Below are 12,380 nucleotides of genomic sequence, written 5' to 3' on the forward strand. Positions count from 1 at the left end.
GCTCGCGTCAAGCTAACCCGCTGGCACCACTCAACTTAATTTCGGATCAGGCTCTGAGAGGATGTCTATTGGCGTCTGCCGCGTTGTTGTGCTCGGGAACAGCATTTGCCCAGGAAGCAACGCCCCAGGCGAACGACCAAACCGGGAGCGCCACGGAAGCGCTGGCTGAGGACATTGTCGTTACCGCCACCAAAAAGGGCTATGGCGAAAGCGTGCAGAAAGTACCGATGGCGGTCACGGCTTTTGGTGAAGCGCAGTTGGATGCCAAGTTCGTCCAGAATCTTCAAAGTCTGAGCTACGACGTTCCCAACGTCCAGCTCGAGGATGTGGGTACGGCACCGGGCTATGCCAATTTCACTATCCGGGGCCTCGGCATCAACAGCACGATCCCATCGATCGACCCCACCGTAGGCGTTTTCACTGACGGTATTTACCTCGGCATCAACGCTGGTGTCGTGCTGGACAACTTCGACCTTGAGGGGATCGAAGTTCTGCGTGGACCGCAAGGCTTGCTTTTCGGTCGCAACGTTACCGGCGGTGCCGTGGTTGTGCGGACCACACGGCCCAGCTTCGATTTTGGAGCCAAAGCCAAGCTATCCATTGAAACGGGACTGAAGAAGACCGTAAGCGGCACGGTTACCGGACCTATCGTCGATGACGTTTTGGCTGCCAAATTGGCCGTCTACTACAGCGACGACAATGGCTGGTTTCGCAACCGCTTCGACAATCGCAGCTTCGGTAAATCACATGACCTTATCATTCGCCCGGCACTTTCGCTCAAGGGTGGCGACCGCTTCCGAATGGATCTCCGCTATGAGCATGGCGATGTCGAAAGCGATGGAGCCCCTGTCCAGAGTCACGCGCTGTTTCCCCGCGACAGCTTCAGGTTTTCGATCAATTTCCCAGGTTTCTATGATGCCAAATGGGACCAGGCGATCGTGGAAACCAACATCGATGTCGGTCTGGGCGGAGGCGTCTTCACCAACATCGCTGGCTATCGGAAATTCCGATCCTCCGCGGGCGCTGATATCGATGGAACACCACAGTCCTTCTTTCATGCCTTTTTCGAAATCGACCAGGATCAGCTCAGCGACGAACTTCGTTATGCCGGAAGGTTCGGTGACGTCGAATTGACAACCGGTCTATACTATTTTTCCCAGGATCTTCGTTACGCCGAGCTGCGGAATCTTTTGGGCGGTGCTCGGATCGTTTCCGGTGGGGGTACGCAAGACCAGACAACATGGGGCATTTTTGCTTCGACCGACTGGCATTTCACCGATACGCTGACCTTGAATCTCGGCGCGCGGTATAGCTGGGAACGCAAAGCCGTTCGGGTCTCGGCCTTGCGCGCAAATGGTTGCAATCTAGACACGCTGATCTGTGCAACCAATTTCGCCGACGCGGCAAAATGGCGAGGGTTTACGCCGAAAATCGGCCTTCAGTGGAAGCCGGATGACGACACGCAGATTTATGGCCTTTACACGCGCGGGTTCCGCAGCGGCGGATATAATTTGCGCAACACCGATCCCGCTGTGCCGCCGGGGCCATTCAATCAAGAGACCCAGGACAGTTTCGAACTCGGCGCCAAGAAGCAATTCGGGCGCCACCGGATCAACCTGGCGGCCTTCTACAATCGCATGAAGGACCTGCAGCGCGAGATCAACCTGCCCGGACCGCTTGGCGTCAGCCAGGTCATACGGAACACCGCCGACGCCACAATCAAAGGCGTCGAGGCCGAGGGGCAGTTTTTTCTTTTGTCCAACCTCGTGATTTCGGGTCAGCTCGGCTACGTGAATGGCCAGTATCGCAACGTCCAGTTCGACCTCAGCGGTGATGGCGTCATCAACGATGTGGATCGTGCGCTCAAATTGCCAAGGCTGTCGCCATGGACCTATGGCGTGGGGCTGACTTATGATCAGCAGCTTGGCGAATTGGGGACAGCAACGGCGCGTGTCAGCTTCACGCATCGCGACAAGGCGGCATTCACCGACAACAACGTCGGCTTCCTTCAGGGCGCCGATATGCTCGATGCGAGCCTCACATTGGCGACCGACAACAAGCACTGGCGCTTCTCCATCTATGGCCGAAACCTCCTGAATGAGGTGACGATTGGCGGCGATACACCTTTGCCGGCGGCCTTCGGGGGCACGGGTGCAAGCCTTTCACCGCTAAACAGGGGGCGCGTCATCGGCGGAGAAGTGGCGATTAGCTTCTAGGCCATTTTCGAGGCGAGTGGAATCACCCGCCAACTCGGAAAATGCCCAAGATCAATTTGCTAGAGCATTTCCTGCCGGAAAGCCGGTTCCCACTTCTGCGCGAAATGCTCTAGCTGATCGCGACGGATGCAGCGGATTTCCGATCGCACCCCGCCCCCTTGCCGTTAATCCGATGGTGCGGTGCGCCATGCCTGACGAACAAGGCTGACGAGCGCACGGCCAGCCGGTTTTACCTGCCAGCGGCTACGCACAGCATAACAAAGCGTCAATGGATCGAATAAACCGATTCCCTCCAAGGCCACGAAATTGGCGCGAAACCATGAGTTCTCGGTGAACTGTTTTGCAACCATCCCGATAGCATCGGATGTGGCAACGATCCGTCGAACCAATTGAAAATAGTCTGTCATGTGGATCCAGTCAGCGGGACGCTTACCGCTTTTTTCGTACATCTGCTGAATGATCGATGTGTAGGGTTCGGAAGATGAGGGCACTACGAATTCGAACTGGACCAGCGGCTCCTTGCTGGTCGGGTTTATCCCCAGAATGGGATGATTGTTCCGCACAAAAGGCAGTATTTCGATCGAGGCGACCCGCTCGCACTTGAATTCCGGCCAGCGTGCAAAGGCCGCTTCAAGTCCAAAGGCGACATCGATATCGCCGCGCGACAGGAGTCGCACGCCCCTTTCGCTGTTGCCCGAAACGACTTCGACGCGCACTGCCGGATGGCGCCGCAGCAAAGAAACCAGAGGTTGGGTGAGCAACCAGTCGATTGACCCTGGGAACAGTCCGATTCGAAGCGGGCCCGCATAGGCGTCGGCGCGGCGGGCTGTATCTCCGAGTAGTTCAGCTGCGTCGGCAAGCAAGCGCGCTGCGCGATCGATAAATTCGCGTCCCTCCTCTGTCGGCATCGCGCCCCGTGAGGTCCGATGGAAAAGGGAATAGCCAAGATACCGTTCGAGTTCAGCGACACTCTTGGTCACCGCCGACTGCGTGACACCAACCGCATCCGCTGCCCTGGAGAAGGAACGAAGCTGACCAACCGCGACGGCATGCTTGAGGCGAGAATCGAGCATGGACATGCCCCACAGGAATAATTGCTCCAGAGAATGAATTAGGCGAATCAAGGTCATTTTGTCAATCTTACTTTCGACACTGCCGCCCAGCACGACTGCAACCCGTCTCGAAATCTGGAGCGGCGAAACGGCCTGGATCAAAGCGCCAAGGTCTCAGACGCAGGTATGCCTGAATGACGAAAACTGGTCCGCTTGCAGGCCTCAAAATACTCGAAATTGCGGGCATCGGCCCGGCGCCGTTTTGCGGAATGCTGTTGGCCGACCTTGGCGCCGATGTCGTCGTCATTGAACGCGTAAGCCCTAACTCCGAAAATATCGATCTTGGCAGCGGCGCCATTGTGAACCGCGGGAAACGTGTAATTGCCTTGGATCTGAAGTCCCCCGAAGGCGTCGCGCATGTCCTGGATCTCGTCCAAAGGGGCGATGTACTGATCGAAGGCATGCGGCCTGGGGTGATGGAGAGGCTCGGCCTTGGTCCCGAGGTTTGCCTAGCGCGTAACCCCCGCCTTGTATTCGGTCGCATGACGGGTTGGGGGCAGCAGGGACCTCTCGCCCAAGCGGCCGGCCATGACATCAACTATATCGCGCTGTCAGGAGCCCTTTGGTATGCTGGGCATCCTGGTGAACCGCCAATGGCGCCGCCAAGCCTGGTAGGCGATATTGGGGGTGGAGCGCTTTATTTGGCCATCGGCGTCCTCGCAGCGGCAATGCACGCCCGGGATACCGGGAATGGGCAAGTGGTTGACGCCGCGATCGTCGATGGGAGCGCTCACATGATGAACTTGCTCCTGAGCCTGAAGGCCGCCGGCCAGGTTGCCAGCATACGCGGCTGCAGCATCCTTGACGGCCCTCACTGGTACTCGACCTATCGGTGCGCCGACGGGAATTTCATCTCAGTCGGATCACTCGAGCCCAAGTTCTATGCGCTGCTTTGCAAAAAGCTGGGGTTGGCCGGCGATAGCAGTTTTGACGACGGCTATGATCGTGATGCCTGGCCCGAGCTCAAGCAGCGTTTTAGCGAGATATTCGCCATGCGGACACGGGAAGAATGGCGCGCACTGCTGGAAGGCAGCGATGCCTGCTTTGCCCCCGTGCTTGATCCGGACGAAGCGGCGCGCCATCCTCATATGGCAGCGCGAGGCGTCTATCGGGAGATCGACAATATCCTCCAGGCAATGCCGGCGCCACGTTTTTCGGGCTCGTCACTACCGATCCCCGGACCGATCCCGCTGCATCATGAAGATCCGAGTACAATTCGGCGGGGCTGGAGCAAACCGGACCGCTGCGGGATTACCGCCAGAACCGACTGTTGCGAGTAGTCGGTTGGCATGGTGGGCGGCCAGCGGCCCGACACGAACGGTGATTTCATAACTATGAACCAATGCGACGCTCCGCTTCGCTGCATTCAAATCAAAGGAGACAACGACACACAGGCACGTCAAACTATCCGATGATTCCTGTACGCCACGCCGGAACGGCGATTGCGGACGTGTCCACGGGACGTTGTTCGCATCGTGATTCGCTCGGCGCTTGAAATCAATGCTCGCCCCGGATGTGACGACGCCGATGGGATTTCCACTGCGGCGGCCACGGCCAATGTCCTGGCGTGAGGGCTTCGGTCATCGACCGATTCGACCGTCCGAATGCGGTCTTTTGGCGCGCCTGAGAATCCGCATCAGAGTTGAGTGCGCGTTGTTCGGGAATCTCATTTAAATATTTGTAAAAACGTAATAATATAGATAATAACTCCAACCTGTATCCAGTGTGGAGTAATGGTCGCAGGGCGTGAACTTACGCCCTTATGGATGCGTCGAAGTCCTTCAGTTTGAATCTCAGGAAATTGCGGCTTGCGATGCGCATCACGCAAGAAGCGCTCGCCCATGATGCGGGCACGAGCAGCTCTTATCTGAGTGCGATCGAAAATGGCCGGTCGAGCCCGACGCTGAAAGCAATGGAGCGGCTCGCGAAGGCACTCGGCGTCAATGCCGTCTATCTCTTGTCCGGCCGGATATCGATCTCGATCGTTTCGGACGACGAACTGGAAATCGGCGCGATACTGGCGCGCCCGGCGGTGACGCTCCGGCGCCATCCGCACAAGCCGACGGGGCGGCCGAGCAAGACCAAGTAAATCATCGGGGGCTGCACGCGCGTGGGCTGGAACCACGCGCCCGATAGACGCGCCCGCAACGCGCGCGTCGAAAGGAGTGCCCCTCGGTGCTGTTTCGCGACCTCGATGCCTATATTAAGCAGGCCAGGCGCGCGAACAGTGATCGCGAGCTGTTCAGTTGCAGCGAGGCCGCCGCACGCCAGCTCGGCCTCCCATGGCTCGCGATCGTCCAGAGCATGGCCTTCTTTCAGCCCGGTGGGCGATATTTCCGCATGGACAATTTCCAGAGCTGGGGCGACGTTTTCGTCGCCGAAGGCTATTACCGCGACGATCCCGCCTTGCTCGCGGCGCGCTCGACAAGCCGGGCGTTCGGCTGGCACGAAATGGAGCGACTGCTGGGCGGCTTCACGCGGCGGCAGGCGCGCATCGTGCGCGAAGCCGCGCGTCATGGCCTGCGCAACGGCCTCACCGTTCCGATTGGCGTCGCCGGCGAGCCGCCCGGATGCTGTACGTTCGCAACGCGCGACGGGCAATTGCCGCCATCGCATATCTGCCGGATCGCGACGCTGATGGCGAGCGAGGCTTTTACCGAGGCGCGGCGCTTGCACGGCTTTCCGGCGCGCCGCCTGGAATTGCCCCATCTCAGCCCAAAGCGGCTCGAATGCTTTCGCTTGGCGGCGATGGGCAAGAGCGACGTCGAGATCGGGATCATGATGCACATCGCGCCAACGACCGTGCGCACCTACATGCGCGACCTGCGCGAGCATTTTGGCATCTATTCCCGCGCGCAGCTCCCGGCGATCGCGCTCGCCTGCGGGATCGTCTGCATCGAGGAGATCGTCCCGCGCTTCTGAGTAGGATCGCCGCATCCTCAATATTGACGACTGTTTGAACTCCGCATCTCTGCTCCTTTTGCGACCGTTCACGTTGAACGGGAGCTACTGCTATGATCCATATTGTCCAAGGGTGCTCGCTTACCGATGCGCGCGCCGCCTCGATGTTCGAGGACCGCAAGACCCTGTTCGTCGATCTGCTGGGCTGGGATGTTCCGGTCGTCGGCGGCCGCTATGAAATCGACAGCTATGACGGCGACAAGGCGGTCTATCTGATCGCCACCGACGATGGCTGCATTCACCAGGGGTCGATGCGGCTGCTATCGACAGAGGGCGCGCATCTGCTCGCCGATCGTTTCGCGTCGCTCTGCGAGTGCGATGCGCCCCGGGGGGAGCAGGTTCGCGAGATTACGCGACTTTGCCTGCCGCAACGATTGGGCGCCCCCGGACGCCTGCGTGTCCGCAACCGGCTCATCTCGGCGATGGTCGATCATGCGCTCGGCAGCGGAATCACCATGCTAACCGGCGTCGTGACCGCTGCTTTTCGCGAGGAGGTTTTGGCGATGGGCTGGCGCGCAGCGCCGCTCGGCCCCGCGCGCCGCATCGATGGCGCGTTCCTTGGAGCGTTCCGCATCGAGATCTGCGCCGGTACGCCTGCGCTGCTGGCGTCGAACGGCATCTATGTGCCGGGTGCGATCACTCCCGATGCGGCGGCAAGAGCCGCGTGAAGGGAATGGCGATGCACGACCCCGCCCGCCTCGCCGCGATGCTGCTCGCCGACGGTTTTGTCATTGTCGATAACGCCGTGCCGACCGAGCTAATCACCGCGCTCGAAGCCGAACTCGCACCGCGCTTCGTCGCCACGCCCTTTTGCGAAGGCGGATTCTACGGAGCCCGCACCAAGCGCTTTGGCGCGTTGTTGCGGCGTTCACGGCATATCGCCGGCCTTGTGCTGCACCCGATCATCTGCGGTATCGCCGAAACGGTGCTCGGGGAATGGTGCGATCGTATCGTTCTCAACCTCACCCAGGCGATCGAAATCCATCCCGGCGCGCTCGCGCAGGTGCCGCACCGCGACCAGGATCTCTGGGGCGGCGTCAAGACCGGGATGCACTATCAGATCAACGTCATCTGGCCGATCGATCCGTTCACGCTGGAGAGTGGCGCGACGCTGGTCTGGCCGGGCAGCCATCACGATGCGGCATCGCAACCGGGCGATGCACGTCCGGTCGCCGCCGAAATGCCACCCGGCTCCGCGCTGCTGTTCCTCGGATCGATCCTGCATGGTGCCGGCGCTAACCAGTCCGATCATGTGCGCCGCGCGGTCATCACCTCCTATTGCCTCGGATGGCTGCGGACGTTCGAGAATCAGTATCTCGTCTACCCGCCCGCCATCGCTCGAGCGTTCGATCCCGATCTGGCCGCGCTCATCGGCTATGCCCAGCATCGCCCCAATCTCGGTAATGTCGAAGGCCAGTGCCCATCGGTGCTGCTTTACCGCGACGATATTGACGGCCTCCCGGCGATCGACGCGCTGCTTCCCGGTCAGGCGGACATGTTGGACGCCTACGTCGCGGATCAGGAAGCGGCGCGTGCGGGCCTGATCGGCGGGTAACGCGGGTTCGTCGGACCGGGCGCTGCACTCATGACACACGATCCAAACCCCGAAGCAGGCGGCGGCGCGCGAACACGGATCGAGGCGGATTCATCCGCTGTGGACGGTGGAGCCACGGCGTCGTCGGCCGCGGAGCGCGCTCGGCGGGCACGCGAGCATTGCCCGTTTCTGACAACCAAGCAGGCCGCGTTCCATCTCGGTCTCGCGGGGGACACGCTCAAGAAGATGCGCCGGGAGCGGCGCGGCCCGCCGTGCCGAAAGCATGGCACCGTCTGGCGCTACCATATCGACGATATCGAGGCCTGGTCGCGCGCGAACATGCGGGAGGGAGGCAATGGCTAGGCTGCTACCCTCCCGTCTGCCGGCTAAACCCACCGCGCTGATCGGTCTCGGCGCGGCCGCGCTGGCGACCACGATCGCGCTGCCGCCAACGCCGTGGCTGGTCTGGAACGCATCGGCCAGCGCGCCGATCGGTCTCTATGCCGTCAGCGGACGGCAGGACATCGCATCGGGCGACATGGTGCTGGTCCGGGTGCCCGACCGCTGGCGCCGGCTCGCCGCCGAGCGGCGCTACATTCCGATCAATATCCCGCTGGTCAAGCGCGTCGCGGCCGCGCCCGGCGATCGCGTCTGTGCGCGCGGGCGGGAGATCTATGTCAACGGCCACCCGGTGGCCGAACGCCGCGAAGCCGATGGCCGCGACCGTCCGATGCCGTGGTGGAATGGCTGCGTGATGTTGCGTTCGGGCGCATTGTTCCTGCTGATGGACAGCCCGGATTCGTTCGATGGGCGTTATTTCGGACCGACATCGCGCGGCGACGTCATCGGCGAGGTGCGACTGCTGTGGCTGGGCTGAGGGTCGCCATCACCGCCCTGGCGCTGCTGGCGGCGGCACCGGCTGACGCGCAGTCGGTCGTTCACTGGCGGCCCTATATCGAGGCAGCCTCGGCGCGTTTCGGCGTGCCGGTAGAATGGATCGAGCGCGTCATGCGCGCCGAGAGCGGCGGGCGCACGGTGCTGGACGGGCGCCCGATTACCAGCCACGCCGGCGCGATGGGACTGATGCAGCTCATGCCCGGCACCTGGTCCGAAATGCGCGCGCGGCTCGGGCTCGGACGTGATCCCCATAGCCCGCGCGACAACATATTGGCGGGGACGCTCTATCTTCGTCTGATGTATGACCGCTTCGGTTATCCCGGACTGTTCGCAGCCTATAACGCGGGACCGGCACGCTATGCCGAGCACGTGCGGACCGGCCGCGCGCTGCCCGGTGAGACCCGCGCCTATCTCGCGAGCGTCGCCGGAGTGCCCGTCAATTCCCGGTCGGCTGTCACGGCCGCCAGTGCAACGCCGCGTACCGTCAATGCCATCTTCTTCGCGATCGGCGACCGGCCCCCTGCCGGCCGGAGCGAAGCCGGTGCGGCCACGCTGTTCGTCGCGCTGCGATCGACGTCGCCCGAGAAGAACGCGCCAGACCGCCCATAGTGCGAGCCGATCGGGGCTTCATGCCGAATCGTGTTTCTGCTATGTTCCGAGCCTATGGAGTTGGTCGTGATGTTGCTCGGTCTGATCCTGTCCGCCACCGGCATCGTCCTCTTCGCCTGGGCGATGTTCCGGCTCGCCGTCTTCGCACTCCCGGTCGGGCTCGGTGCGGCCGCATTTCTGTGGGCGGGGGGTGGCGAACTGGGGCCGTTGCTCGGTCTGCTTCTCGGCCTCGTCGTCGGCGTCGCGGTCTTGCTGATCGGACGCATGCTCATCGCGTCGCGGTTGCCCGTTCCGCTTCGCGGAGCGATCGCGCTTCTCTTCGCCGTGCCCGCCGGGATCGCCGGCGGCAGTGTCGTCTCCAGCCTGATGCAGCTCGGCGGTGCGGGGCCGACCGCGACCGGCATCGCCGCGGCGGTCGGCGCGATCATCATCGCCGGTGCCGCCATGATGAGCCTGTTGCCCGCGATGACCGCTTGCACCGGTTCGAACGGATCCCCGCTGCACGGTTGATCTGTTGGGGCCAGTGGGCCGAGTGCTCGCTCCTCGTGTCACCGCGCGCATGGCGACCACGACGAGAGTGCTTCAAGACGGCAGGGTCTGACCTGACGCATCCGGGTTTTTGGGCGCCTCGCGCCTGCGGCGCGACCGCCGCTCTATTCCGCTAGGCTCACATCCGTTCGCCAAGCTCCACCGGGCCACGCTTCGCGCGTCCCGGCCAAAGGTGATGATCGGACTGGCGGGATGCCGGAGCCTTGCTCCGGCCTGTCGTCGCCGCGCCTGACCGGCGCGGCGGCGTTTTTCGTTGGGCCTTCCCCTCGTCGCACGGGTGGACGGCGCTCCCTTCTGGGCCCGGCCCGGCGTCCCGCAAGCCGGCCCTCGACTGCGCTCGGGCTCGGCTCCTCCATTGCATTGCGGCCCTGCGGGTGCGGACCGCCTTCTGGCCGCGCCCGGCAGGTCGCAGTTCGCCGCCCACCCCCGCTCCGGGGGAGGCCCTGGGGTTTTTGGGGCGGTGCAGGAGGATAGCCATGCGCCAGAGCGGCAAGCATCGCGCGCGCGGAGAAGCTGGCAGGAGCCAGCCCCCGGCAGAGCGCGCCAATCTTTACGACGAGGTGACGAACCGGATCGTTGCCGAACTTGAGGCGGGCCGCGTTCCTTGGGTCCAGCCTTGGGGCCGCCCCAATGGTCAAGGCTTCTCCGCCGCCCCCGGCCTTCCGCGCAATGCGCTCACCAGCCGCAATTACAGCGGCGTCAACGTGCTCATTCTCTGGGGCGCGGTTATCGAGTGCGGTTATCCTTCGCAATCGTGGCTGACCTTCCGCCAAGCCCTTGAAGCAGGCGGCAACGTCCGCAAGGGCGAGCGCGGGACCACCGTTGTCTATGCCGACCGCTTCACCCCCGAGGCCGAGAAGGAACGCGCACGCCTGACCGGCGACGAGGCCCGCGCCGTGCCCTTCCTCAAACGCTTCACCGTGTTCAACGTCGCGCAATGCGAAGGCTTGCGCCCCGGCCTTGCCGCCGGCCCCGCGCCGCTCCCCGAACGCCAGATCGTGCCCGTCGCCGAAGCGGTTATTGCCGCATCGGGCGTCGATTTCCGCATCGGCGGCAACCGTGCCTTCTATGTACCCGCGCATGATTATGTGCAGGTTCCGCCGCAACCCGCGTTCTTCGAGCAGATCAACTATTATCGCACCGCGCTGCACGAACTGACCCATTCGACCGGCCACGCCTCGCGCCTCGACCGCAAGATTCTCAACCCGTTCGGCAGCAAGGACTACGCCCGCGAGGAACTGGTCGCCTTATCTGGACAGTCTGCATCGTGCCTGACGCACCATTGAACGGTATGCTTTGGCGCGACGCAGGGGGGCATCAGGCCGGATGAAGCGCTATCCATAAGCTGGCGTAATCCGGCCTGATGACCACCGTTCCGCAGGCGCGCAACGTGTGCGATCTGGAGTCGGGAGGGGGTCCGGGGGAGGGACTGACAAGCTGTGGATAATTCAGGTGCGTCGATCGTCATTCAGGAGCGCCGCACGGCGGATGGCCTGGACTCCTACATCCCGGTAATCCTGCGTGATGGTGCGATCTATGATCTCCACCTTGAGCGCTACTTCCTCGATTTGCCGCTGAACGGTTCGCGTTCGCGACACTCGTTGCGCGCCCATGGCTATGATGTTCTGGTCTGGGTTCGCTTTCTCGCTTCGGCCCGTGGCAAGTCTGTTTGGCAAGCCGATGCCAATGATGTCGGTGCCTATCATCGTGCCCGGCGGCGCAGCGATGCTGAGTTCCGGATTTCGGCATCGACGTGGAACCGGGCGATTGCCTCGCTCGACAAGCTTTATCGATGGGCCGAACGGGAGGGTCTGATCGAGCGTACACCTTTTACGCATCGTCAGGTCTGGCGACGATCGCACGATGGGCGCCGGGCGGCAGTCACGGGCCGCAATGACGCCTATGAGCGCGCAGCCCGTCGTTCCGACGTCCGTTTCATCGATCTCACCGATTACCGCGCCTTCCGAGAAGTTGGTTTGCGCGGCCTGACCGTTGAAGGGACCGAGCGTCCTGGAGCGCGTGACCGCAATGGCGCGCGCAACGCGCTGTTCGCCGATCTGCTGGTCACCACCGGCCTGCGCCTGGAAGAGGCATCCCACTTGCTCGCAGCTGAGATTCCGGTTTGCGACGCCCGCTCGGAACGTCAGCGGCGGGTCGAGCTTCCGGCGGCACTTACCAAGGGTGACAGGGGGCGAAGCATGCTGCTACCGCGCCGTTTGTTGCCGGTGTTTGACGCCTACATCGCCGTTGAGCGAGCGGCGGCCGTCGCCAAGTTCGCACAGCGCCGTGGCTGGGAAGCCATCGACCGCCCGATCTTCATCCACAGCCCCTCATTCGGGCAGCGCGCATTGCCTCTCGTTGGCGGTGGCACGATGGACATGGAGGTCGTCACACCGGATGAACGCGCAAGGCTTGTTATTTGCGCTGACGATGGAACGCCGCGCGAAGGGTCACGTCCGTCAATGAGGTGTAATTTGGGGTGTGGTCACCGGGCTGCATGGT

General features: G+C 62.6%; 12 protein-coding genes and 1 pseudogene. 12 read left to right on the plus strand and 1 reads right to left on the minus strand.

Features of this window, described 5'->3' with window-relative positions; genetic code table 11:
- A partial coding sequence (locus tag AX735_RS22705; RefSeq protein WP_446471852.1) for a TonB-dependent receptor occupies positions 1-2,216 on the plus strand: 2,216 nt, incomplete at its 5' end.
- A gap of 164 nt (positions 2,217-2,380) precedes the next feature.
- Here the strand turns inward: AX735_RS22705 and AX735_RS22710 are convergent.
- A complete protein-coding gene (locus AX735_RS22710; protein ID WP_066113775.1) occupies positions 2,381-3,382 on the minus strand; it encodes a LysR family transcriptional regulator in 1,002 nt (333 codons plus the stop codon).
- Positions 3,383-3,462: 80 nt separating this feature from the next.
- Here AX735_RS22710 and AX735_RS22715 point away from each other — a divergent pair, with 80 nt between their 5' ends.
- The 11 genes and pseudogenes from AX735_RS22715 to AX735_RS24750 form a co-directional block, all read left to right on the plus strand.
- Entirely contained in the window at positions 3,463-4,608 is a 1,146-nt protein-coding gene (locus tag AX735_RS22715) for a CaiB/BaiF CoA transferase family protein (RefSeq protein ID WP_041685272.1), read from the plus strand.
- Between the two features lie 482 nt (positions 4,609-5,090).
- Positions 5,091-5,417, plus strand: a complete 327-nt coding sequence (locus AX735_RS24745; protein ID WP_017499963.1) for a helix-turn-helix domain-containing protein — start codon at positions 5,091-5,093, stop codon at positions 5,415-5,417.
- 86 nt (positions 5,418-5,503) lie between these two features.
- A complete protein-coding gene (locus AX735_RS22725) occupies positions 5,504-6,250 on the plus strand; it encodes a LuxR family transcriptional regulator (RefSeq protein ID WP_066284877.1) in 747 nt (248 codons plus the stop codon).
- A 92-nt stretch (positions 6,251-6,342) separates the two neighbouring features.
- Positions 6,343-6,957 carry an acyl-homoserine-lactone synthase gene (locus tag AX735_RS22730; protein WP_058454899.1) on the plus strand — a complete coding sequence of 205 codons (615 nt, stop codon included), beginning with the start codon at positions 6,343-6,345 and terminating at the stop codon, positions 6,955-6,957.
- Positions 6,958-6,962: 5 nt separating this feature from the next.
- Complete coding sequence (locus AX735_RS22735) at positions 6,963-7,844, plus strand: phytanoyl-CoA dioxygenase family protein (protein ID WP_082657685.1); 882 nt, start codon at positions 6,963-6,965, stop codon at positions 7,842-7,844.
- 30 nt (positions 7,845-7,874) lie between these two features.
- Positions 7,875-8,186 (plus strand): helix-turn-helix domain-containing protein, encoded by a 312-nt coding sequence (locus tag AX735_RS22740; RefSeq protein WP_081095412.1) that lies wholly within the window; start codon positions 7,875-7,877, stop codon positions 8,184-8,186.
- Positions 8,179-8,700, plus strand: a complete 522-nt coding sequence (locus AX735_RS22745) for a S26 family signal peptidase (RefSeq protein ID WP_017499958.1) — start codon at positions 8,179-8,181, stop codon at positions 8,698-8,700. Before AX735_RS22740 ends, AX735_RS22745 begins: the two co-directional genes overlap by 8 nt.
- Complete coding sequence (locus tag AX735_RS22750) at positions 8,688-9,329, plus strand: lytic transglycosylase domain-containing protein (RefSeq protein ID WP_017499957.1); 642 nt, start codon at positions 8,688-8,690, stop codon at positions 9,327-9,329. The genes AX735_RS22745 and AX735_RS22750 overlap by 13 nt, the downstream gene beginning before the upstream one ends.
- Before the next feature lie 69 nt (positions 9,330-9,398).
- Positions 9,399-9,839 (plus strand): hypothetical protein, encoded by a 441-nt coding sequence (locus tag AX735_RS22755; protein WP_155644762.1) that lies wholly within the window; start codon positions 9,399-9,401, stop codon positions 9,837-9,839.
- Between the two features lie 515 nt (positions 9,840-10,354).
- A pseudogene (locus tag AX735_RS22760) lies at positions 10,355-11,149 on the plus strand (ArdC family protein); the annotation flags it as partial.
- 168 nt (positions 11,150-11,317) lie between these two features.
- On the plus strand, positions 11,318-12,380 hold a 1,063-nt coding region (locus tag AX735_RS24750), incomplete at its 3' end, for a site-specific integrase (RefSeq protein ID WP_082751273.1).

It is taken from the genome of Blastomonas sp. CCH1-A6, from assembly GCF_001556365.1.
Classification (GTDB): Bacteria; Pseudomonadota; Alphaproteobacteria; order Sphingomonadales; family Sphingomonadaceae; genus Blastomonas; species Blastomonas ursincola.